This is a genomic window from Inquilinus limosus, assembly GCF_002195995.1.
GTDB lineage: Bacteria > Pseudomonadota > Alphaproteobacteria > DSM-16000 > Inquilinaceae > Inquilinus > Inquilinus limosus_C.
This window is the reverse complement of the sequence record NZ_NHON01000040.1, coordinates 31,832-54,269: the sequence shown is the minus strand read 5'-3', so window position 1 is coordinate 54,269 and position 22,438 is coordinate 31,832. Positions and strand designations below refer to the sequence as shown.

At 70.4% G+C, this 22,438-nt stretch carries 22 protein-coding genes; 12 read left to right on the top strand and 10 right to left on the bottom strand.

The genetic code is table 11. From position 1 onward, the window contains the following. Window positions 1-201 precede the first annotated feature (201 nt). From BWR60_RS20610 to BWR60_RS20580, 7 genes are all read left to right on the top strand, one after another. Window positions 202-1,710 (top strand): sugar ABC transporter ATP-binding protein, encoded by a 1,509-nt coding sequence (locus tag BWR60_RS20610; protein ID WP_088152887.1) that lies wholly within the window; start codon window positions 202-204, stop codon window positions 1,708-1,710. 137 nt (window positions 1,711-1,847) lie between these two features. Further along, the gene (locus BWR60_RS20605) at window positions 1,848-2,858 is read left to right on the top strand and encodes an ABC transporter permease (protein WP_088152886.1); all 1,011 of its coding nucleotides are present in this window, start codon (window positions 1,848-1,850) and stop codon (window positions 2,856-2,858) included. Window positions 2,859-2,905: 47 nt separating this feature from the next. Further along, the gene (locus BWR60_RS20600; protein WP_088152885.1) at window positions 2,906-3,295 is read left to right on the top strand and encodes a VOC family protein; all 390 of its coding nucleotides are present in this window, start codon (window positions 2,906-2,908) and stop codon (window positions 3,293-3,295) included. Window positions 3,296-3,738: 443 nt separating this feature from the next. Next, complete coding sequence (locus tag BWR60_RS20595; protein ID WP_088152884.1) at window positions 3,739-4,356, top strand: LysE family translocator; 618 nt, start codon at window positions 3,739-3,741, stop codon at window positions 4,354-4,356. A gap of 46 nt (window positions 4,357-4,402) precedes the next feature. Beyond that, the gene (locus BWR60_RS20590; RefSeq protein ID WP_088152883.1) at window positions 4,403-4,732 is read left to right on the top strand and encodes an ArsR/SmtB family transcription factor; all 330 of its coding nucleotides are present in this window, start codon (window positions 4,403-4,405) and stop codon (window positions 4,730-4,732) included. Further along, window positions 4,729-5,244 (top strand): SRPBCC family protein, encoded by a 516-nt coding sequence (locus BWR60_RS20585; protein ID WP_088152882.1) that lies wholly within the window; start codon window positions 4,729-4,731, stop codon window positions 5,242-5,244. The genes BWR60_RS20590 and BWR60_RS20585 overlap by 4 nt, the downstream gene beginning before the upstream one ends. 179 nt (window positions 5,245-5,423) lie before the next feature. Further along, window positions 5,424-5,894 carry a hypothetical protein gene (locus BWR60_RS20580; RefSeq protein WP_088152881.1) on the top strand — a complete coding sequence of 157 codons (471 nt, stop codon included), beginning with the start codon at window positions 5,424-5,426 and terminating at the stop codon, window positions 5,892-5,894. Between the two features lie 56 nt (window positions 5,895-5,950). Here the strand turns inward: BWR60_RS20580 and BWR60_RS20575 are convergent, their stop codons facing one another. Continuing rightward, window positions 5,951-6,511, bottom strand: a complete 561-nt coding sequence (locus BWR60_RS20575) for a nucleotidyltransferase family protein (RefSeq protein ID WP_230983123.1) — start codon at window positions 6,509-6,511, stop codon at window positions 5,951-5,953. Window positions 6,512-6,524: 13 nt separating this feature from the next. Continuing rightward, window positions 6,525-7,493, bottom strand: coding sequence for an RluA family pseudouridine synthase (locus BWR60_RS20570; protein WP_230983122.1), 969 nt, complete (start codon window positions 7,491-7,493; stop codon window positions 6,525-6,527). A gap of 149 nt (window positions 7,494-7,642) precedes the next feature. Between BWR60_RS20570 and crcB the strand changes: the two genes are divergently transcribed. Further along, window positions 7,643-8,038 (top strand): fluoride efflux transporter CrcB, encoded by a 396-nt coding sequence (crcB, locus tag BWR60_RS20565; RefSeq protein ID WP_088152879.1) that lies wholly within the window; start codon window positions 7,643-7,645, stop codon window positions 8,036-8,038. A gap of 102 nt (window positions 8,039-8,140) precedes the next feature. Then, the gene (locus tag BWR60_RS20560; protein WP_088152878.1) at window positions 8,141-8,644 is read left to right on the top strand and encodes a hypothetical protein; all 504 of its coding nucleotides are present in this window, start codon (window positions 8,141-8,143) and stop codon (window positions 8,642-8,644) included. On the opposite strand, the gene BWR60_RS20555 is transcribed toward BWR60_RS20560, so the two are convergent. The 4 genes from BWR60_RS20555 to BWR60_RS20540 all read right to left on the bottom strand — a co-directional run bounded on the left by BWR60_RS20555 (window position 8,645) and on the right by BWR60_RS20540 (window position 12,180). After that, window positions 8,645-9,328 (bottom strand): DUF2459 domain-containing protein, encoded by a 684-nt coding sequence (locus BWR60_RS20555; protein ID WP_088152877.1) that lies wholly within the window; start codon window positions 9,326-9,328, stop codon window positions 8,645-8,647. Next, complete coding sequence (locus BWR60_RS20550) at window positions 9,325-10,218, bottom strand: hypothetical protein (protein WP_230983121.1); 894 nt, start codon at window positions 10,216-10,218, stop codon at window positions 9,325-9,327. Before BWR60_RS20550 ends, BWR60_RS20555 begins: the two co-directional genes overlap by 4 nt. Window positions 10,219-10,290: 72 nt before the next feature. Continuing rightward, window positions 10,291-11,214, bottom strand: a complete 924-nt coding sequence (locus tag BWR60_RS20545) for an aspartyl/asparaginyl beta-hydroxylase domain-containing protein (RefSeq protein ID WP_088152876.1) — start codon at window positions 11,212-11,214, stop codon at window positions 10,291-10,293. 111 nt (window positions 11,215-11,325) lie between these two features. Continuing rightward, window positions 11,326-12,180, bottom strand: coding sequence for a TrmB family transcriptional regulator (locus BWR60_RS20540; RefSeq protein WP_088152875.1), 855 nt, complete (start codon window positions 12,178-12,180; stop codon window positions 11,326-11,328). An 86-nt stretch (window positions 12,181-12,266) separates the two neighbouring features. Here BWR60_RS20540 and BWR60_RS20535 point away from each other — a divergent pair, with 86 nt between their 5' ends. Further along, the gene (locus tag BWR60_RS20535; RefSeq protein WP_088152874.1) at window positions 12,267-12,722 is read left to right on the top strand and encodes a VOC family protein; all 456 of its coding nucleotides are present in this window, start codon (window positions 12,267-12,269) and stop codon (window positions 12,720-12,722) included. Between the two features lie 21 nt (window positions 12,723-12,743). Here BWR60_RS20535 and BWR60_RS20530 read toward each other — a convergent pair whose 3' ends face one another. Continuing rightward, window positions 12,744-14,069 (bottom strand): replication-associated recombination protein A, encoded by a 1,326-nt coding sequence (locus tag BWR60_RS20530; protein ID WP_088152892.1) that lies wholly within the window; start codon window positions 14,067-14,069, stop codon window positions 12,744-12,746. Between the two features lie 230 nt (window positions 14,070-14,299). Here BWR60_RS20530 and BWR60_RS20525 point away from each other — a divergent pair, with 230 nt between their 5' ends. Together BWR60_RS20525 and BWR60_RS20520 are read left to right on the top strand one after the other, a co-directional pair. Beyond that, window positions 14,300-15,493: an efflux RND transporter periplasmic adaptor subunit gene (locus tag BWR60_RS20525; protein WP_088152873.1), complete on the top strand. Its 1,194-nt coding sequence runs from the start codon at window positions 14,300-14,302 to the stop codon at window positions 15,491-15,493. An 11-nt stretch (window positions 15,494-15,504) separates the two neighbouring features. Next, on the top strand, window positions 15,505-18,687 hold the full coding sequence (locus tag BWR60_RS20520; RefSeq protein WP_088152872.1) for an efflux RND transporter permease subunit: 3,183 nt from the start codon (window positions 15,505-15,507) through the stop codon (window positions 18,685-18,687). Between the two features lie 27 nt (window positions 18,688-18,714). On the opposite strand, the gene BWR60_RS20515 is transcribed toward BWR60_RS20520, so the two are convergent. The 3 genes from BWR60_RS20515 to BWR60_RS20505 form a co-directional block, all read right to left on the bottom strand. Continuing rightward, on the bottom strand, window positions 18,715-19,560 hold the full coding sequence (locus tag BWR60_RS20515) for a hypothetical protein (RefSeq protein WP_088152871.1): 846 nt from the start codon (window positions 19,558-19,560) through the stop codon (window positions 18,715-18,717). A gap of 272 nt (window positions 19,561-19,832) precedes the next feature. Then, window positions 19,833-21,236 carry a Do family serine endopeptidase gene (locus tag BWR60_RS20510; RefSeq protein ID WP_088152870.1) on the bottom strand — a complete coding sequence of 468 codons (1,404 nt, stop codon included), beginning with the start codon at window positions 21,234-21,236 and terminating at the stop codon, window positions 19,833-19,835. Between the two features lie 255 nt (window positions 21,237-21,491). Continuing rightward, entirely contained in the window at window positions 21,492-22,385 is an 894-nt protein-coding gene (locus tag BWR60_RS20505) for a LysR family transcriptional regulator (RefSeq protein WP_088152869.1), read from the bottom strand. Window positions 22,386-22,438: the final 53 nt, after the last annotated feature.

Genomic DNA, 22,438 nt, shown 5'->3' with positions numbered 1-22,438 from the left:
AAAAGCCCAAGGTCGCCATCGTCGCCGTCATGCGCCGGATGCTCACCATCCTCAACGCCATGCTCAGGGACAACGCACCGTGGCAAAACCACGCCGCATGACACCTCTCTCCCAAGACAGTTGCTACCCCCCTCCCGCAAGGGGAGGGAGGACTCATAAAAGGTTTGTGAACTCGGCGGACCCGACGAGGAGTGCCCGGCCATGACCGATGCCGTCCTCGCCATGGAGGGAATCTCCAAGATCTATCCCGGCGTGCAGGCGCTGAAGGATGTCAGCCTGTCCGTCGGCCGCGGCGAGGTGGTCGGGCTGATCGGCGAGAACGGGGCTGGCAAGTCGACGCTGATGAAGATCCTGGGCGGGGTCGAGGCCCCGACCACGGGCACCGTCACCGTCGGCGGCACCCAGCGCGCGGCGCTGACGGTGCAGGAGGCGATCGCCGCCGGCATCGCCTTCGTGCATCAGGAGCTGAACCTCTTCGACAATCTCGACGTCGCCGCCAACGTCTTCATCGGGCGCGAGCCGCGGCGCTTCGGCCCGCTGAAGCTGGTCGACACCGCGCGGCTGCGCGCCGACACGCAGGGGCTGCTCGACCGGCTCGTCGTCGATTTCGGGCCGGCGACGCCGCTGGCCGAGCTGTCGATCGCGCAGCGCCAGATGGTGGAGATCGCCAAGGCGCTGTCGCTGAACGCCCGCATCATCATCATGGACGAGCCGACCTCGAGCCTGACCATCGCCGAGACCCAGACGCTGCTGCGCGTGATCGGCGAGCTGAAGGCGGCCGGGGTGGCGATCATCTTCATCACCCACCGGCTGGGCGAGATCGAGGCCTGCGCCGACCGCGTGGTGTGCCTGCGCGACGGCCGGCTGGTCGGGGCGCTGGACCGCGAGGAGATCCATCACGACCGCATGGTGCGGATGATGGTCGGGCGCGACCTGCGGGCGCTGTACATCCCGCCCGGCGTCGCGGCGCAGCCGGACACGGTCGAGATTCGCGGCGTGCGCACCACGGCCTGGCCGGAGCACGAGGTGACTCTCTCGGTCGGCCGCGGCGAGATCCTGGGCCTGGCGGGCCTGGTCGGGTCCGGCCGCACCGAGCTGGCGCGGGCCGTGTTCGGCATCGACCGGATGCTGGCCGGCGAGATCCGCCTGGACGGCAAGGCCTTAGTCATCGGGTCGCCCCGCGCCGCCATCGCCCAGGGGCTGTTCCTGGTGCCGGAGGACCGCAAGCGCAGCGGCCTGGTGCTGGACATGACCATCGCCGAGAACGTCACCCTGCCGGGCCTGCGCCAGGTCGCCAAGCGCTGGCTGATCGACGGCCGCGGCGAGGCGAAGGAGGCCGAAGCCCAGCGCGAGCGGCTGCGCATCCGCACGCCGTCGGTCACCACCACGGCGCTGAAGCTGTCCGGCGGCAACCAGCAGAAGATCGTGCTGGCGAAATGGCTGGCGCTGCAGCCGCGCTTCCTGATCTTCGACGAGCCGACGCGCGGCATCGATGTCGGGGCGAAGTCCGAGATCTACCAGCTGATGCGCAACCTGGCCGATCGCGGCGTCCCGATCCTGATGATCTCCAGCGACATGGAGGAGGTGATCGGCGTCAGCGACCGCATCGCGGTGATGCATGAGGGCCGGATCGCCGGCACCCTGGACCGCGACCGGTTCAGCGAGCCCAACGTCATGCAGCTCGCCGTCGGCCGGCCGCTGGCGGCTTAGTGACTGTCCCCTTGTCGTCATGCCCGGGCTTGACCCGGGCATCCAGGGGGCTCGACATCTTCTGGATTGCCGGGTCAAGCCCGGCAATGACAGCGAATAGAACGCGAAGAGACGCGAACCGGGAGGACGTCTGGTAGATGAGGAAGGAACTGGGGCTGGCGATCCTGATCCTGGTGATCGGCTGCGTCGTGGCGGTGCTGCAGCCGCGCTTCATCTCGGCGGTGAACCTGTACAACATGGCCAATCTGGTCGGGCTGTACGGGCTGTTCTCGATCGGCCAGGGGCTGGTGATCATCACCGCCGGCATCGAGCTGTCGGTCGGGTCGATGTTCGCGCTGATCGGCGTCGTCTTCGTCGACATGGTGGTGAACTGGGGCTGGTCCTGGCCGCTGGCCCTGGCCGCCGCCATCGGCATGGGCGGGGTGTTCGGCGCCATCCACGGCTTCCTGGTCGCCCGGGTCGGCATCCAGCCCTTTGTCGTCACCCTGTGCGCCCTGCTGATCTATCGCGGCGCCGCCCGCTACTACACCGACGACGCCACCGTCGGCTTCGGCTATGGCGGCGATTTCGACACGCTGGCGGATTTCGCCAACGGCCAGAGCTTCGGCATCCCGAACACCTTCCTGGCCATGGTCGTGGTGGCGCTGGTGATGTGGGTGGTGCTGCACCGCTCGGTGTTCGGCCGCTACCTCTTCGCCGTCGGCAAGAACGAGGAGGCGGCGCGCTATTCCGGCATCAGCACCCGGGCCGTGATCGCCTCGGCCTATGTCATCTGCGGCCTCCTTGCCGGCCTCGCGGCCGTGTTTCTCGCCTTCTACACCAACTCGATCCAGCCCTCGGCGCACGGTAATTTCTATGAGCTCTACGCCATCGCCGCGGCGGTGCTGGGCGGCTGCTCGCTACGCGGCGGCGAGGGGTCGATCCTCGGCATCATCCTCGGCACCGTGCTGCTGCAGGTGCTGCAGAACCTGGTCAACCTGCTCGGCATCCCCTCCTCGCTCAACTTCGCGGTGATGGGCACGGTGATCCTGATCGGCGTGCTGGCCGACCAGCATCTGCAGAGGCTGCGCGCCGCCCGCCAGGCCCGTGCCGTCCCGGCCGGGGCCGGTCCGGCGCCGGCGGTCGCGGGATCGTCACCGAAGCCGTGATATCCTGTCCGGACGGCGGCACCCCCGCCGCCGGATGGGAGGCGACGATGCCCGAACACGGCACCTTCTGCTGGAACGAGCTGAACACCCGCGACCCCGAGGCCGCCCGGGACTTCTACGGCAAGACCCTGGGCTGGAGCTTCGACACCATGCCGATGGCGACCGGCGGCGACTACATCGTCGCCAAGGCCGGCGACCGGATGGTGGGCGGCATCTTCGACATCCGCGGCCATGCCGGCATGGAGAACGTGCCGCCGCACTGGTTCGCCTATATCGAGGTCGACGATGTCGACGCCCGCGTCGCGAGGGCACAGCAGGCCGGCGGCGCCCTGATGCGCGACATCTTCGACGTGCCCGGCGTCGGCCGCATCGCCATCGTCCGCGATCCGACCGGCGCGGTCGTCGGCTGGATGACCTCGGCCCCCCGGGCCGGCTGACGGCCACGGCTGGTCTGCGTGGCAACAACCGAGGCGGATTGAGCTCAGGACTGTGTTCTATTTTTCTGTCGTCCTCGGGCTTGACCCGAGGATCCAGGGGCTTTCAGAGCAACTCTCGGTGGCCCCTGGATTGCCGGGTCAGGCCCGGCAATGACAGAAAGGGAGGACGCTCCCGTCTCCGAAGCCTGCATTCGGAGCCCTGCCGCCGGCCGGCCGGATTGACGGCCCCACCCCGCCGCGCTTACTTTGCCGCCATGCGTCGCACCGCCTCCCTTCGCCTGCAACAAGCCCGCCGTCATCCGGCGGTCGCTGTCGCATGCGCGCCCGGGGCGAAGCCGCGGTCTTCCTGACCGGCGGCTGACGGCCCGACGCACGACGCCCCGCCCATCCGGCGGGGTTTTTCTTTGATCCTCGCCGGCCCCTCCCCCGTTCGGAGAGCCCCGATGATCGACCCGCATTTGCTTCTCGCCTTCATCGCCACCGTGACCGTGATCATCCTGGTCCCGGGGCCGAACGTGGCCCTGATCGTCGCCAACAGCGTCGCCTGGGGGCCGCGCACCGGCCTGCTGACCGTCGCCGGCACCAGCTCGGCCATGGTGCTGCAGCTCGGCCTCACCGCTTTCGGCATGGCCGAGGCACTGGGCACGGCCGGCCACTGGTTCGAGGCGCTGCGCTGGGTCGGCGTCGCCTACCTGGTCTGGCTCGGCATCGCCCATTGGCGGGCGCCGCCGGCCGACCTGACCCGGGTGGCGGCGCAGCCGAAATCCGCCCGCGCGATCTATGGTCGCGCCGTGCTGGTGTCGCTGACCAATCCGAAGACGCTGCTGTTCTACGGCGCCTTCTTCCCGCAGTTCGTCGACCCGGCGCGGCCGGCGGGGCCGCAGGTGGCGCTGCTGTCGGCGGTGTTCCTGCTGCTGGCCATGACGCTGGATGGGTGCTGGGCGCTGCTGGCCGCCCGCGCCCGCCCGCTGCTGGCGCGGCACGGCCGGCTGCGGCAGCGGATCACCGGCGGCCTGCTGGTCGGCGCCGGACTCGGCCTGGCTCTGGCGCGCGGCAAGTGATGCCATATACGTTGACGATTATATAATCCTGAGATCATATATTGTCATGGACGTGTTCGAAGTGGTGGCGGAGCCGCACCGCCGGGCGATCCTCGCCCTGCTGGCCGACCAGGCGCGGCCGGCGGGCGAGATCGTCGCCGCCTTCCCGGCCCTGACCCAGCCCGCCGTCTCGCGCCATCTGCGGGTGTTGCGCGAGGCCGGGCTGGTCGAGGCCCGAGCGGCGGCGCAGCAGCGGATCTACGCGCTGAAGCCCGACCGGCTGGCCGAGATGGACGCGTGGCTGGAGCGCTTCCGCCGGCACTGGGCCGGCCATCTCGATGCGCTGGAGCTGCACCTGGCCGCCACCGTGCCGCACAAGCAGGACGACCCGACATGACCAGCCGCACCGGCACCATCATCCGCCACGGCGAGACGGCGACGATCCGGTTCGAGCGCCGCCTGCCCTATCCGATCGAGGCCGTCTGGGCGGCGCTGACCGACCCGGCGCAGCGCGGCCGCTGGCTGGGCCCCACCACGATCGACCCGCGCCGGGGCGGCCGGATCGAGACCGTGGCCGAGGGCCCGCCGGTGCCGCCGCAGCACCGCAGCATCGCCGGCCGCATCCTGGCCTGGGACCCGCCGCGGCTGCTGGAGCATGAATGGCACCAGTCGATCATCGGCGAGACCGTGGTGCGCTACGAGCTGGAGCAGGATGGCGACGGCACGCTGCTGCGCTTCAGCCATATCGGGCTGCGGCCGCGCGACGCCGGGGGCTTCGTCCCCGGCACCCACGCCTATCTCGACCGGCTCGAGGCCCTGCTGGCCGATGCGCCGCTGCCGGTGTGGACGCAGCGCTACGCCGAGGTGCAGCCGGGCTATGGCGGCCCCTGGTCCGGACCGGCAGCCTGAAAGGACTGCGGTCCGCCCTCCAGGGCTGCGCGGGCATCCATCGCGGCCGAAACCGGGCCGCCGACCATTTGCGACGGCCAAGAAAAACAAGACCGCCGCTTCGGTCAGGCTCGCTTATTACGCGCCAATGCCGTATAAAACCGCTTTATTGTAACGTTGATTTCCAGGGAGAAGCCCAAATGGCCAAGATCCATACAGTGCTGTTTGCAGGATTCTTCATGACCGGCCTGGCCGGATGCGGCTCGTCGCAGACGACCGCCCCGGCCCCGCAGGCCGCCGAGACACCGGCCCCGGCGGTCGCCACGGTCAACGAAGCCGGCAAGCTGAGGGTCAATCCGCGGGACTTCGAAGCCTGGCTGAACACGATGCCGGGCGAGGCCGCGTCACTGCATGTCGAAGGCAAGCTCGGCGCCGTGACCGCACCGTCCAGCGGCTGGACGGTCACGCTGGTCGACAGCGACCGCACGGCGGGCCGCAGGACCAAGGTCCTTGAGCTCTGGGCGACGGCGCCCTCCGACCCCGCGACCCAGGCGCTGACCCCGATGGAAGTCCCGCCCTTCGTCGAGGATCCGGCCAAGGCGAATTACAGCCGGGTGACGATCTGGTACGGCAAGCGCCACTTCACCGTCCGGGTCAAGACGGTCCAGTAGGCCGGCACGGGAAGGCGGGCGTCACGCCCGCCTTCCCTTCCGATCCATCGGCGTGTCTATTCCGCGATCGTCAGCCAGGGCCAACGCGCCCGGTACGACTCCGCCTTGGCGCGGAACAGCTCGGGGGAGGGGTTCAGCGGGTTGGGCCGCAGCACGCCCGCGACCATGTCGTCGAGCCCGTTCGGGGCGTAGAGCCGGCCCGTTGCCGCCTCGATGCCGATGCAGGTGCATTGCACGAGATATCGGTCGATGCCGTCGGTGGCCGAGCGCAGCTGCGGATAGGCGCCACCGAAGCGCTGCCGGTACCAGAGATGGACGCGGGCCTGGTTCTTGACCTCGACCGCCACGCCGAGATCCGCGCACAGGGCCGCAGCCTCGCGGATCACCGCATCCTCCGCCTCCCAGGACAGGTCGCGGTTGTCGAAGTAGAAGATGTCGTAGTCCTTCACCGCCGTCTCCGGCGGCTGGCCGGAGCGCCGGTTCCACACCGCCTGGAACAGGCAGCCGGCAGTGAGATAGCACTGCGGCAGGCCGAGGCGCGGTAGCCGCTGCAGCAGCGCGGCATTCACCGGATTGGCCATCGCCCAGGCGACGATTTCGGCGGCGGAGGCCGGCACGGCCGTCAGCGCGTCAATCCTCCGGCCCCTCGGGCTTGGCCTTGGGGTCGAAGTCGAAATAGCGGAAGGTCGTCGCCATGTGCGGCGGCAGCGGCGCGGTGACGTCGATGGTGCCGCGCGTGGGGTGCGGCAGCACCAGCCGGCGGGCATGCAGATGCAGCTGGCGCGGCAGCTCCGCCCCCGCGATCACGGCCTTGCCGGCGCCGTACTTGCCGTCGCCCAGGATCGGCGTGTCCAGCGCCGCCATGTGCAGGCGCAGCTGGTGGGTGCGGCCGGTCACCGGCCACAGCGCGACGAAGGCGGCATGCCGGGCCGCGGCCTCGACCACCGAATAATCGGTGACCGCGCGCTGGCCCTCCTCGTCACCATCCTCGACCACTCGGCCGACATTGTTCGGCGACCGCGCCAGGGCCAGGTCGATGCGGCCCTGATGCGGGTGCGGCACCCCGGCCGTCACCGCCCAGTATTCCTTGCGCGTGGCGCGCTCGCGGAACGCCTCGCTCAGCCGCCGCGTCGCCTTGGCGGTGCGCCCGATCAGCAGCACGCCCGAGGTCTCCTGGTCCAGCCGGTGGATCAGCCGCGGCCGCTCCTTGGCGTCGAACTGCAGATGGTCCAGCAGCCCGTCGACATGCGCCTTGACCTTGCCGCCGCCCTGCGTCGCCAGGCCGGACGGCTTGTTCAGCACGATCACGTCGTCATCGATCAGCAGGATGGCGCGCTTCAGCTCCGCCGCCAGCCCTTGCTCCTTCTCCGCCTTCAGCGGCATCGGCGCGCGCGGCACCGGCGGCTGCGCCGCCGCCTCGTCCAGCGGCGGGATGCGGACGGTCTGGCCCGGCTCCAGCCGCTGCGCCGCCTTGGCGCGCTTGCCGTCGACCCGGACCTGGCCGGTGCGCAGCAGCTTCTCCAGCCGGCCATGGGTCAGGCCCGGGAAGCGCTGGCGGAACCAGCGGTCCAGCCGCAGCTCGCCGTCGTCCGGCGACACCGCGACGTTTTGCACAGCGCGCGGCGCTGGGTCGCCGGATCGCGGGGTGGCGCCGGCCGCGGGCTTCGGCGCAGGATGGTCTTTTCGGGTCGGCGGCGGGGCGGGCGTTCGGCTCATGCGGGTGGTGTAGCACGAGAGGGGATCGTCGCGTGGGGACTTATCTGTGGGTCGCGGCCGGCAGCGCGCTGGGCGGCATGGCGCGGTACTGGTGCTCCGCCCTCGCGATCGAGCGCTTCGGCGCGGCCTTCCCCTGGGGCACGCTGTTCATCAACATCCTCGGCTCCTTCGTCATCGGCATCTTCGGCGGCCTGACCGGGCCGGACGGCCGCTTCCTGGTCAGCGCCGATGTCCGGACCTTCGTCATGGTCGGGGTCTGCGGCGGTTACACCACCTTCTCCTCCTTCAGCCTGCAAACGCTGGGGCTGATGCAGGACGGCGAATGGGCCCGCGCCGGAGCCAATGTGGTGCTGTCGGTGGTATTGTGCCTGGTCGCGGTCTGGCTCGGCGTGCTGGCGGCCGGGGCGGCCAACGCGTTGGCGCGCTGAAAGGAGTCCGAGGGCGAGAGATTTTCCCGCCATCCGTGCATAACATAGTATTATCGTCTCTCGACGGGAGCGAGTCGGCTCAGAGATTTGGGAGATCGGGCGATGAGGCTGGGGATCGTGGCGGGGATCGTGCTGCTGGGCATGCTGGCGGGCTGCGCGCCGAAGCCGCTGCCGCCGGCCCCGACCGCCGAGGACCTGCTGGCCCATGGCGCCAAGCCGATCCCCCGCATGGACCTGCTGGAGCGGCTGAACGACAAGACCGTCTACGGCACCTTCTCGGTCGACACCAACACCGACAAGGCCGGCGACGCCTGGACCGAGTATTTCGCCCCGGACGGGCAGCTATGGTACCGCGACCGGCGCACCACCTTCCGCGGCCGCTGGTACCTGCCGGACGGCAGGGACGAGCTGTGCCTGAGCTTCCGCGAGGGCGAGGAGCGCTGCGCCAAGCTGTATGAGCTGAGCGGCACGCTGCAGTTCATCTCCGCCGCCCAGGGGCCCTATCAGGGCCGCGCCGTCTCCTATGCCGACAAGACGGTGGACGGCGACGCCGAGGGCTTCATCCCGAAGAAGCCGGAGCCGCGGAAGCGCCGGCAGAAGAAATAGTCACCCCAGCGGCCACATCACACCGAAGCTGAACGGCGCCCACAGCGCGGTGGGCGCGCCGGCGGCCCGCAGCGCATCGGCGGTCCAGACATTGCAGGTGCGCCAGGGGCGGTAGGTGCCGTGGGCGGCGTAGAAGGCTTCGTAAGTTCCGGTCCCCGCGGGCGCCGCCAGCACGCCGCGCCCGTCCGGGCCCAGCGCCGCCGTACCGCGGATGGTGTCGACCAGCGCCTGCCGCCCTGCCCGGTCCAGCGCCAGCCGCTTGCAGCCGGGTGCTGTGGCCGGGTCCATGACATAGGCGACGTGCAGGGCGCTGGGGCCGCCGCCGAACAGCGCCGCCATGGCGGTGCGGAAGCGCAGGTCGGCCCAGCGCGGCGTCTCGCGGTAGAAGGTCAGGTCGCCCCAGCCGAAGGCGACATGCAGGTTCGGCACGAAGGCGACCGGCGCCGCGTCCGGGAACACCGCCGTCCAATCGGCCAGGTCGTCCCGTGCCGGCAGCACGATGTCGGAATGGGTCAGGGTGGCGCAGACATAGGCCGGCGGGTCGCCCGCCGCGACCTGCTGCGCCCGGCCGCCGAGCGGCAGCAGCGCCAGCGCCGTGGCGACGGCGATGTACAGCACCGCGAGGCCGAGGAACCCGCCGATCAGGGCGATGACGGTCGCGAGCAGCAGCCGCAGCGCCTTCATCCGCGTACCCCGAAGATCCAGCCCTCGGTCCGGGCGGTGGCGGGGTCCAGCCCCGGCGGCGACCAGACCATCGGATCCCCGGCCAGCGCCCGCAACCCGGCCGCGGCCACCAGAGCGTCGGTGGCGTGGTCGGTCAGCGGATCCGGCGCCGCGGCCGGGCCGCTGCCGAGCCGGGCCAGCGCGGCGTCGAGCCCGGCGCGGTCGCGCACCTTGGCGCTGAGCATGCGGCCGGAGCGGCGCCAGAACAGCCGCGGGAAGATCTCGACCATGACCAGCGGCTGCGCCGCCGGCGTTTCGAACGGCCACACCGCCAGCCGCCCGTCGAGCCGGCTGCGCAGATGGTGCAGCACCCGCATCCCGGCCAGCGCGCCGGGACCGACGGTCTTGGGGCCGAACTGCTTGAACGGGCTGTCCGGCGCGCCCAGCCCGTCGCGGCGACAGGCCAGCTCGGCGGCGCGGTGCGGCTCGACCCAGCCGGCCGGGCGCGGCCCGCGATGCCAGAAATCGGCAACGTAGTCGGCATGGCGGGCGAAGCCGGCGCCATGGAAGTCCGGCGCCCCGGCCGCGACCCGGTCGACCAGCGCCCACAGCGCCCGGGCGTCGCCGCCCGGCGGCAGGTAGCCGGCGGCGACGGCGAAGGGCAGCGAGAAGGCGCAGTCGATCCCGGCCAGGATCCGGCCGCCGCCCAGCGCCTGCGCCTCGAGCCACTCGGTCACGGCGGTGCGGGTCCAGCGCCGGCCGGCCGGGGGCTGCAGCAGCGCCGGTCCCTCGGCGCCGGCCCGGCACTCGGCCACGGCGATGCCGTCATAGGCGCCGACCGCACCGGACCAGTCGATGGCGACGAAGCGGTCGAAGGCGGCAGGGCCGCCTTCATGCGTCAGGGATGTCACCGCAGATCACGCCTCGTGCGGGGAACGGGCCGGCCGATACGGTGGCGCGGCGGCGTGTCCGAAGAAAGGCGATCAGGCCAGGGCGAGGAACGCCGCCAGCAGCCCGCCGAAGAAGACGTATTTGATCGCGTAGTACAGCTTCCGGTTCTTCTTCTTCACACCCTTGAAGTAGGTCCGGATCGGGTAGATGTAGGCGAACGCCTTGTTCAGCCCCGAGACCTTGTCGCCGTCGGCGTTGCGGGTGGCGCCGGCCTGGATCAGGTACTTGGCGAAGAAACGGTTCACCGCCAGCGCCCAGCGGAACCGCATCGGCCGCTCGACGTCGCAGAACAGGATCACCCGGTTCTCGTCCGAGAAGTTCTCGGCGTAGTGGATGAAGGTCTCGTCGAAGACCACGTCCTCGCCGTCGCGCCAGCTGTAGGACTTGCCGTCGACGACGATCCGGCAGCGGTCGTCGTTCGGCGTGATCAGGCCGAGATGGTAGCGCAGCGAGCCGGCATAGGGGTCGCGATGCGCCACCAGCTTGCCGCCCGGCGGCAGCGAGGTGAACATCGCCGCCTTCAGGCCGGGGATGGTCTGCACCAGCGCCACCGATTTCGGGCACTGCGTCGCGGCCGAGGGCAGCGGGTCGCCGTACCACTTCAGGTAGTAGCGCTTCCAGCCGCGCCGGAAGAAGGAGTTGAAGCCGACATCGTCGAGCTTGTCCGAGCCCTTGATGTCGCCCTCCTCCTGCAGCCGCAGCGCCTCCTCGCGCAGCACGTGCCAGTTGTCCTTCAGCGCCTGCAGCTCCGGGAAGCTGCGCGGGTCGTGATAGGGCGTGCTCGGCACCCGCGAGAACAGGTACATGAAGCAGTTGATCGGGGCGAAGAAGGTCGAGTGGTCGGTCAGCTGGCGGGTGAAGCGGTGCCGCACCTGGCCGCGGAAATGCACCCATAGCGCCGAGGCGATGTAGGCGTAGACGATCACGAACTTCGGGGCGAACACAGTGGCCAGCATCTGGGCCGTACCTCCAACCGGGACCCGGGCGGACGGGACCGGGTTTGCGACCAATTCGCACGCTCTATACCATTCCTCCGGTCTTACCGATAGGTCAGGGCGCCGCAGGGCTCAGGACGCCCCCGGCTGCCGCGGCAGGAAGCGGATCTCGCGCAGGTCCTGCAGCGCCTTCTGCCACAGCGTCTCGAACCCCTGGGTCAGGCTGGCGGCCAGGTCGCGGTCATGCACCAGGAGCGAGGCGAAGCGCCCTTCCGGCACGAAGGGGTGGTCGAGCGACAGGATCACCGTCTCGTCGTCCAGCACGTGGAAGGGGTGGCCCAGCTCGCCGGAATAGCGCAGCCCCGACAGGTGGCCGAGCGACCCGCCATGCCGCCGCAGGAAGGCCAGCAGCCGCGGCGCCGTGCGATCGGAGAAGCCGAAGATCGCCCGGTGGTCGAGCCCGCGGCCGGAGGCGGCGCGAGAGACGCGCCGGAGCACGTCGAAGCCGGATTCGGCCTGGCGGTCGATGGCCGAGAGGTCGCCCTCCTCGAGATAGGACAGCACCCGGCGGCGGGCGCCGGCCAGGCGGGCGAGGTGGCGCTTGACATGGCTTTCGGTGCCCAGCGCCAGGTCGACCACGCCGCGGCCGCCGCGCAGCCGCCCCGGCAGGTCGCGCAGGGTGGCGCGCAGCTGGTCGGCCTGGGCGGCGAAGCTCTCGGCCCGCTCGCGCGCCAGCTCGACCAGCCGGTCGACCACGGCGTCGGGCGGCAGCGCGGCATACAGCTTGGGCCGGCTGTGCTGGGCCTCGCACAGCCCCAGCCGGGCCAGCTTCTCCATCGCCAGGTAGATCTTCGAGGTCGGGATGTCGCCCTCGCGGCACAGCCCGGCCGCGTCCGACACGCCGAGAATGCCCAGGGCGACCAGGGCGCGCTTCTCGTAGAGCGAAAAGCCGGCCTCGTCGAGCAGCGCCAGATCCTGCCATCGCATGACCGATTTCTACTCCGAAAAGTAGATGAAAGCGACAGGCCGGCCGCGGACAATCCCTCCACCAGCCACTCATTGGGGAGGACGAGATGAGCGAGGATCTGAGCCACCTGAAATATCCGGCGGCGCCGGCGCAGGTGATCCCGAGCTTCTGGGTCGAGGAGGTGGAGGCGCTGCGCGACTTCTATCTGGAGAAGCTCGGCTTCGGCCACATGATGGGCATCGTCGGCAAGGACGGGAAGTTCGACTTCGGCATCGTCCGCCGCGACGGGATCATGGTGATGATGGGCCGGCCGCAATCGCCCGGCGCCGGCATCGCCCGCGGCCAGGGCGGGGCCCGGCCGCTGGACATCTACTTCTACGTCCCCGATGTCGACGCCTTCCACGACGAGGTGCGGTCGCGCGGCGTCGCGGTGGCCGAGGCGCTGGCCACGCAATGGTGGGGCGACCGCACCTTCGCGGTGAAGGACCCCTACGGCTATTCGCTGTGGTTCTGCCAGACCGTCGGCGCCCCCGAGCCGCCGCCGGGCGTGACCATGGTGTGAGCCAGGCCGGGACGGGGAGGCCTACTCTCCGTCCTCGCCTCTCTGCCCGCGCAGCTTGGCCCAGTAGTCCAGCCGCTTCCGGATCTCGCGCTCGAAGCCGCGCTCGACCGGGCGGTAGAACTCCTGCCGGTCCATGTCCGGCGGGAAGTAGTTCTGGCCGGAGAAGCCATCCTCGGTATCGTGGTCGTAGGCGTAGCCCTTGCCGTAGCCGATCTCCTTCATCAGCCGGGTCGGGGCGTTGAGGATGTGCATCGGCGGCATCAGGCTGCCGGTCTCCTTGGCCGCGCGGGCCGAAGCCTTGTAGGCGGTATAGGCGGCGTTCGATTTCGGTGCCGTGGCCAGGTAGATCACCGCCTGGGCGATCGCCAGTTCGCCCTCCGGGCTGCCCAGCCGCTCATAGGCGTCCCAGGCCGCCAGCGACTGGGTCAGCGCCTGCGGGTCGGCCATGCCGATATCCTCGACCGCGAAGCGCACCAGCCGGCGCACGACATAGAGCGGGTCCTCGCCCCCCGCTAGCATCCGCGCGAACCAGTAGAGCCCGGCATCGACGTCGCTGCCGCGCAGCGATTTGTGCAGCGCCGAGATCAGGTTGTAGTGGCTCTCCTGCGCCTTGTCGTAGACCGGCGCCCGGCGCTGCACCGCCTGGGCCAGGGCGGCGGCGTCGAGCGGCGCCGTCACCTTCAGCGCGAACAGCTCCTCCACCAGGTTCAGCAGATAGCGGCCGTCGCCATCGGCCATCGCCTTGACCGCGTCGCGCGCCTCCGGCGTCAGCGGCAAGGGCCGGCCCTCGGTGGCCTCGGCCCGCTGCATCAGCTCCTCCAGCGCCGCGAAGTCCAGCCGGTTGAGGACGAAGACCTGGCAGCGCGACAAGAGCGCCGCGTTCAGCTCGAAGGACGGGTTCTCGGTGGTGGCACCGATCAGGGTGATGGTGCCGTCCTCGACCACCGGCAGGAAGGCATCCTGCTGGCTGCGGTTGAAGCGGTGCACCTCGTCGACGAACAAGAGCGTACCCTGCCCCGCCGCGCGCCGGCCGCGGGCGGCGTCGAACACCTTCCGCAGGTCGGCGACGCCGGAGAAGATCGCCGACAGCGGCTCGAAATGCAGGTCGGTGTGCTCGGCCAGCAGACGGGCCAGGGTGGTCTTGCCGCAGCCGGGCGGCCCCCACAGGATCATGCTGGCGATGCGGTGCGCCGCCACCATCCGGCCGATCGGCCCGTCCGGCTTCAGCAGATGGTCCTGGCCGACCACCTCGGCGATGCTGCGCGGCCGCAGCCGGTCGGCCAGCGGCCGCGGCGCCTGGTCGGCGAAAAGGGAGGGGGTGTCGTCGGGTCTGGGAGAACGAGCCATGATGGCGCGCATCGTCGGCCAGCGGCCGCGGCGGCGCAATGGCGAGCTTCGAGTCCGGGAGTCGTCGCCGCAATGCCGCCGTTGTTTCGCCCGGTTGTGATCACAATCACTTCCGTGGGAACTTTTGCAGTGCAAAAGGCGAACGGGGGCTAGCTATAACCCCCGACAATTGACAACCCCCCAGGCAGGCCCGACCCTCTTGGCCGGGGACCTCCTTCGGAGAGCGAGACATGATGACCAGGCGCCTGCAGACGCGGCCAGGCAGGGTGCTGGGCACCCTCGCCGCCTTGGGAACGGTGGCCTTCCTGGCCGCGTGCAACGAATCGGGCAGCAGCCAGGCCCAGTCGGCGCCGCCGCCCCCGCCGGTCACGGTGGCCTCGCCGCTGGTCAAGAAGATCACCGAATATGACGAGTTCACCGGCCGCTACGAGGCGACCGCGCGGGTCGAGGTGCGGGCCCGCGTCTCCGGCTACCTGCAGTCGATCAACTTCGCCGACGGCGCCATGGTCAAGCAGGGCGACGTGCTGTTCACGATCGACCCGCGACCCTATCAGGCGACGGTGGATTCGGCCAAGGCCGACCTGACCAGCGCCCAGGCCCGGCTCGACCTCGCCAAGGTCCAGCTCGACCGCGCCTCGTCGCTGGTCGCGCAGTCCAACGTCTCGCGCTCCTCCTACGACCAGGCGGTGCAGGAGCGGCGAGCGGCCGAGGCCGCGGTGGCGCAGACCACGGCGGCGCTGCAATCGGCCCAGCTCAACCTCGACTTCACCCAGGTCAAGGCGCCGATGGCCGGCCGGGTCTCGAACCGCCGCGTCGATATCGGCAACCTGGTGACCGGCGACCCGAGCTCGACCCTGCTGACCACGATCGTGGCGCTGGACCCGATCTATTTCGAGTTCGATATGAGCGAGGCCGACTACCTCGCCTATCAGCGCGCGGTGGTGGCCGGCAAGCTGCCCTCGACCCGCGACAACCAGACGCTGATCCAGACCCGGCTGCCGGACGAGCAGGAGTGGCCGCATGCCGGCACGATGAACTTCGTCGACAACCAGCTCGACCCCGGCTCGGGCACCATCCGCGCCCGCGCCATCCTGGACAACAAGGACCTGTTCATCACCCCCGGCCAGTTCGGCCGCATCCGGCTGCCCGGGTCGAACGAATACGACGCGGTGCTGATCCCGGACAGCGCGATCCTGACCGACCAGTCGAACCGGATCGTGATGACGGTCAAGGATGACGGCACTGTGGAGCCGAAGATCATCCGGCCGGGCCCGACCCAGCCGGGCGGCCTGCGCATCGTGCGCGAGGGGCTGACCGGGCAGGACAAGGTCATCATCAACGGCTTGGTCCGCGCCCGCCCGGGCGGCAAGGTGACGCCGCAGCCCGGCAAGATCGAGCCGGCGCCGGAATACGACGCGAACTGAGGACGGGCCTGATGCGCTTCTCCCATTTCTGCATCGACCGGCCGATCTTCGCGACGGTGCTGTCGATCCTGGTCGTGCTGCTCGGCGCGGCCGCCTATTTCACCCTGCCGGTGGCGCAGTATCCCGAGATCGCGCCGCCGACCATCGAGATCCGCACCTCCTATCCCGGCGCCTCGGCCGAGGTGGTCTCCAACACCGTCTCGACGCCGATCGAGCAGGAGATCAACGGCGTCGAGAACATGCTGTACATGCAGTCGCAGGCGACCGGCGACGGCCAGCTGGTGATCCAGGTCACCTTCAGCCTCGGCACCGACCTCGACATCGCCCAGGTGCTGGTGCAGAACCGCGTCGCCGTGGCCGAGCCGCGGCTGCCGGAGGAGGTGCGCCAGATCGGCGTCACCGTGCGCAAATCCTCGCCCGACATGCTGATGGTGATCCATCTCAGCTCCTCGGACGGGTCGCGCGACCCGCTGTACATCTCCAACTACGCCACGCTGCAGGTGCGCGACGTGCTGGCCCGCCTCGACGGCGTCGGCGACGTGCGCATCTTTGGCTCCCGCGACTACGCCATGCGGGTCTGGCTGGACCCGGACAAGGCGGCCTCGCGCAACCTCACGGCCGGCGAGATCGTCGCGGCGCTGCGCTCGCAGAACGTCCAGGTCGCCTCCGGCGTGCTGAACCAGCCGCCGGTGCCGAACCAGAGCGGCGCCTACCAGCTGAACGTCGAGACCCTCGGCCGGCTGTCCGACCCGCGCCAGTTCGGCAACATCGTCATCAAGACCGACACCGACGGCCGCGTCACCCGCGTGCGCGACATCGCCACGGTCGAGCTGGCGGCCCAGGACTACACCGCCAACGGCTATCTCGACGAACGGCCGGCGGTGCCGCTCTTGGTGTTCCAGCGCCCGGGGTCGAACGCGCTGGAGACCGCGGACCGCCTGATCGCGACCATGCAGGAGCTGTCCAAGAGCTTCCCGCCGGGCCTGCAATACGACATCGTCTACAACCCGACCGAGTTCATCGCCGAATCGGTGCATGAGGTCGAGAAGACGATCTGGGAAGCGATCGTCCTGGTCGTCGTCGTCGTCATCCTGTTCCTGCAGACCTGGCGCGCGGCGATCATCCCGGTCGTCGCCATCCCGATCTCGCTGGTCGGCACCTTCATGGTGATGGCGGCGCTGGGATATTCGCTGAACAACCTGTCGCTGTTCGGCCTTGTCCTGGCCATCGGCATCGTCGTCGACGACGCCATCGTGGTGGTCGAGAATGTCGAGCGGCACCTGCGCGAAGGCAAGTCGCCCAAGGAGGCGGCGCATCTGACCATGGACGAGGTCGGCGGCGCGCTGATCGCCATCGCCCTGGTGCTGTGCGCCGTGTTCATCCCGGCGGCGATGATCAGCGGCATCGCCGGCCAGTTCTTCCGCCAGTTCGCGGTCACCATCGCCGCGGCGACGGTGATCTCGGCCTTCGTGTCGCTGACCCTGAGCCCGGCGCTGTGCGCCATCCTGCTGAAGCCGCACCAGGAGCATCACGAGAAGAAGACCTTCGTGCTGTTCCGGCCGATCACGGCCTTCTTCCGCGGTTTCAACTGGTTCTTCGACAAGCTGTCGCTGGGCTATGGCGGGCTGACCCGCCGGATCCTGCGCTTCGCCGTGCTGATGCTGGTGGTCTATGTCGGGCTGATCGGCCTGACCGGGCTGCAGTTCGGCCGGGCGCCGACCGGCTTCATCCCGCAGCAGGACCAGGGCTACCTGATCACCGTCATCCAGCTTCCCCCCGGCTCGTCCCTCGCCCGCACCGACACGGTGGTGCGACAGGCGGCCAAGGAGATCCTGGAGGTGCCGGGCATCGCCCATGTCGTGCCCTTCTCCGGCTTCGACGGCGCCACCTTCACCAACGCCTCGAACGCCGGCGCGATCTTCACCCCGTTCGAACCCTTCGCCGACCGCGACGCCAAGGGCCAGACGGTGACGGCGCTGCAGCAGGCGGTGACCCAGAAGCTGTCCAACATCCAGGACGCCTTCATCATCACCATCCAGCCCCCGCCCGTGCGCGGCATCGGCACCGGCGGCGGCTTCAAGATGATGGTCGAGGACAAGACCGGCCGCGGCCTGCCGGCCCTGGACGCCGCGACCCAGGAGATCGTGGCCAAGGCGAACCAGACCCCCGGCCTGGTCGGCATCTTCTCGCTGTTCAACACCCGCACGCCGAAGCTCTACGCCGACATCGACCGGGTGAAGGCGGAGATGCTGGGCGTGCCGGCGGACCGGGTGTTCGAGACACTGGAGGTCTATCTCGGCTCGACCTATGTCAACGACTTCAACTATCTGGGCCGCACCTTCCGCCTGACCGCCCAGGCGGACGGCAAGTTCCGCCAGAACCTGCGCGACATCGGCAACTACAAGACCCGCAGCGACAGCGGCGGGATGGTGCCGCTCAGCGCCGTGGCCAGCTTCCACGACCGCACCGGCGCCTATCGCGTGCCGCGCTTCAACCTGTACCCGGCGGCCGAGGTGCAGGGGTCGACCCTGCCGGGCTATTCGACCGGCTACGCCCTGGCGACGATGGAGCAGATCGCCAACGAGACCCTGCCGCAGGGCTTCGGCTTCGAATGGACCGAGATCGCGCTGCAGGAGAAGCTGGCCGGCAACACCGGTATGCTGGTGTTCGTCGCCTCGGTGGTGTTCGTCTTCCTGCTGCTGGCGGCGCAGTATGAAAGCTGGACCCTGCCGCTGTCGGTGATCCTGATCGTGCCGATGTGCCTGCTGGCCGCGGTCACCGGCCTGCTGCTCAGGGGCATGGACGTCAATATCCTGGCGCAGATCGGCTTCGTGGTGCTGATCGGCCTGGCGGCGAAGAACGCGATCCTGATCGTCGAGTTCGCCCGCCAGGCGGAGGAGCATGGCGAGACAAGGCAGGAGGCCGCGGTCTCGGCCGCGCGCACCCGGCTGCGGCCGATCCTGATGACGTCCCTGGCCTTCATCTTCGGCGTGGTGCCGCTGGTGATCGCGTCGGGCGCCGGCTACGAGATGCGGCAGTCGCTGGGCACGGCCGTGTTCTTCGGCATGATCGGCGTGACCGTGTTCGGCCTCTTGTTCACGCCGATGTTCTACGTCGTCTGCCGCTGGCTCGGCTCGGTCTTCGCCCGGCGCAAGCCGGCGGCGCCGAAGCCGGAGAGCACCCCGGCGGCGTGATCGTTGCGATGACGGTGTCCCGGGCCCTCAGCCCGGGACACCGGTCCGCGCCAGCTCCGGCAGGCGCAATGACCGGTAGGCTTCGGCCAGGATGCCGGCGAAGACGCCGACCTCGACCGTGGTCAGGGCCATCGACACCAGGTCGATCACCAGGCTGACGAGGCCGGGGCCCTCCTCCTCCGGCAGGATCGCGTCCAGCACCAGGCCGAGGCCGATGGCGACCAGGAAGAATCCCAGCAGGGCGATGACCAGCGCCGCCAGCACCGCCGTCCGCTGGCCGCGCAGCAGCCGGCTGCTCTCGGCGCCGGTGACGCCCCGGTCGCCGATGGCGATGGCGGGCAGGACCAGCCCGTAGAAGGCGAAGGGCACGGTCGACAGCACCGTGACCACGGCCGTCAGCACCAGGATGCCCGGCACCCCACCCGACGCCCCGCCATCGGCGAAGGCCTGCAGCAGCGACGGCCCGCCGACGAGGCCGAACAGGATCGACAGCACGAACAGCCCGGCCACGGATGTGAGCATGCCGAGGATGCCGAGCCAGATCTGGGCCAGGAAGAAGCGCGCCATGGCGGCATCGGCGGGGAACGGCGCCATCTCGCCGCGCAGCACGTAGCGGTGCCAGCTGACGCCGATCAGCGCGACCGCGAACAGCAGCACCAGCATCGACAGCAGCACGGCCAGGGCGCCGGCACCGGACGGGACCTGCCCCGAGGCCATCGCCGCGACCTCGTCGCCCCACAGCCAGTCGATGGCGAAGCGGAAGATCAGGGCGAAGACGACGGCGGGCGCCGCCAGCCGCGCCAGGGCCCCGGCCTGCCCCAGGACCCAGCCCACGGAGCGCCGCAGCAGGTCGCCGGTCGAAAGTGCCGTCATCGGTCCATCCCCTTCCTCGAATCGGGGCGGATCATTTCAGCCTGTGCCGGGCAGAGCAACCAACGGGCAACGAATCCCATGCCGCCTTGTTGCGTTGCTCTCCCGCAAGGGAGGCCTTCTCGGAACGCCCCCTCGCCGTCATTGCGAGGAGGCGAAGCCGACGAAGCAATCCAGGGGCCGGTTCGCACTGGCCCCTGGATTGCTTCGCTGCGCTCGCAATGACGGCATTGGGAATTCTAGGGTCTCGCAAGCGGGAGAGGCAAAACGACGCCTCAGCGCCCCACCACCGTCTCCAGCACCTGCCCGCCGCGCTGGATGGCGATGCGCCAGGGGCCGCGGGCGCCGCGCAGCGCGTCGTCCAGCGCCGCCGTGCTCTCCACCGCCTCGTCATTCAGCCGCAGCAGCACGTCGCCCGGCTGCAGCCCCAGCCGGGCGGCCGGGCTGCGGGCGGCGACCGCGGTCACCACCACGCCCTTGCCGGGACCGTTCAGCCGCATCTCCTCCACCACCGCCGGCGAGACGTTGAGCACCGTCGCGCCCGCCAGGGGCGAGCGGCCGCCGAGCACGCGCTGGTCGCGCGCCGGGGTCTCCGGCGGCGCCTCGACCGGGAGCGCCAGCTCGGCCGTGTCCTTGCCGCGCCGCACGGTCAGCTTGGCGCTGGCCCCGAGATCGAGCGTGGCGAGGCGGAAGCGCAGCGATTCCGGGTCGTCGACCGCGTGGCCGTCGACCGCGGTGACCACGTCGCCGACCTTGAGGCCCGCCCGCGCCGCCGGGCCGCCGGCGGTGACGCCGTTGACCAGGATGCCGGCCGGCCGGTCCAGCCCGTAGGCCTCGGCCAGGCTGCGATCGACCGCCTGGCCGTCGGCGCCGAGCCAGGGCCGCACCACCGGCTGCCCGGTCTCCGCCGCCCGCATCATGCTGCGCAGCATGTTGGCCGGGATGGCGAAGCCGATGCCGAGCGACCCGCCGGTGCGGCTGTAGATCGCCGTGTTGATGCCGACCAGCCGGCCCTTCATGTCGATCAGCGCGCCGCCGGAATTGCCCGGGTTCACCGCCGCATCGGTCTGGATGAAGAAGTCGTAGTCGGAGATGCCGACGGCGGTGCGGGCGATAGCGGAGACGATGCCCATGGTGACGGTCTGGCCGACGCCGAAGGGGTTGCCGATCGCCAGCACCAGGTCGCCGACCTCGAGCGCGTCGCTGTCGCCCAGCGGCAGCGCGGGCAGCGACCGGCCGGCGAGGTCCTTGAGCTTGAGGAAGGCGAGGTCGGTGCGCTCGTCCGACAGCACCAGCTCGGCCTCGTACTCCGTGCGGTCGGACAGCACCACGGTGATCTGGTCGGCGTCCTTGATCACGTGATGGTTGGTGACGACCAGCCCGCCGGACCCGACCAGGACGCCGGAGCCGAGCGAGTTCTCCACCCGCTGGCGCGGCCGGCCGCCCGGCATGTCGTCACCGAAGAAGCGCTGGAAGAACGGGTCGTCGAACAGCGGGTTCGCCCGCTCGACCACCATGTGGCGGGCGTAGATGTTGACCACGGCCGGCGCCGCGCTGCGCACCAGCGGCGCGAAGCTGAGGTCGATCTCGGCCTTGCTGGTGGGCACCACCGGCTCCGCCCCGGCCGGCCCGGCCAGCAGGAGCAGCACCGCCGCCGCGGCGCCTGCGAAACGGAACATCCTTCCTCCATCCGCCGTCACGGGCTGGGTCTAGCCGAAGCCCCCGCCCAGCGTCCAGGGTGCGGCATGCCGCGGATGGAGATGGTTCTGATAGGTGGGGCCGGCTTTCCCCCTCACCCTCCCGTCGTCAACGCGACGGGCCCCTCCCTCTCCCCGGGGAGAGGGAAAACACAGGCGCGGCCTCTTCACCTCTCCTTGGGGAGAGGTCGAAATCGCATCAGCGATTTCGGGTGAGGGGCGGCACAGACCGACCGCCTACCGCTGCGCCATCTCCTCCCGCAGCAGGGCCAGGGCCTGCAGCAGGGCCGGGGACCGGTCGGCACGGCGCCAGACGGCGGCGATTCGGGCCCGTGGCGCGGGCTCGGCCAGGGCCAGATACCGCACCCCGTCGGGCCGCAGCCGGCGCAGTGGCCCCGGCACCAGCGACACGCCGAACCCGGCGGCGACCAGCGACACGATCGCATGCATCTGATGCGCCGACTGCGCGATCCGCGGCACGAAGCCGGCGACGGCGCAGGCCTCCAGGATCGCGGCGTGGAAGCCCGGCCCCTCCCCCTGCGGGAACATGACGAAGGGCTCGGCGGCGAGGTCCGCCAGCGCGATCCGCCGGCGGCCCGCCAGCGCGTGGTCGGCCGGCACCACCGCGACCATCGGCTCGGACCAGGCCGACCCCTGTTCCAGCCCCTCGCTGTCCGGCAGCGGCGGGATGACGAAGCCGAGGTCGCAGCGGCCGCCGCGCAGATCGTCGAGCTGCCGCATCGTCGTCGCCTCGCGCAAATCCAGCGCCAGTCCGGGATGGCGGGCCCGCAGCGCCTTCAGCACCGGCGGCAGGCGCTCGAACATCGCGCTGCCGACGAAGGTGACGCGCAGCAGGCCGGTCAGCCCCTGCCCCGCCTGGCGGGCCACCGCCACGGCATGTTCGGCCTGGGCCAGGGTGCGGCGCGCCTCCTCCAGCAGCGCCGTGCCGGCCGGAGTCAGCGCCACCCGGCGGCGGCTGCGGTCGAACAGGGCCGCGCCGACCACATCCTCCAGCCGCCGCATCGCGGTGCTGAGCGGTGGCTGGGCCATGCCCAGGCGCTCCGCCGCGCGGCGGACATGCCGCTCCTCGGCCACGGCGATGAACTGGCGCAGGAGGCGAAGCTCGATCATGGGCTGATATCTAGCAGATATCAGATCGATCCGATCTTCGGTTTGAAGTATGG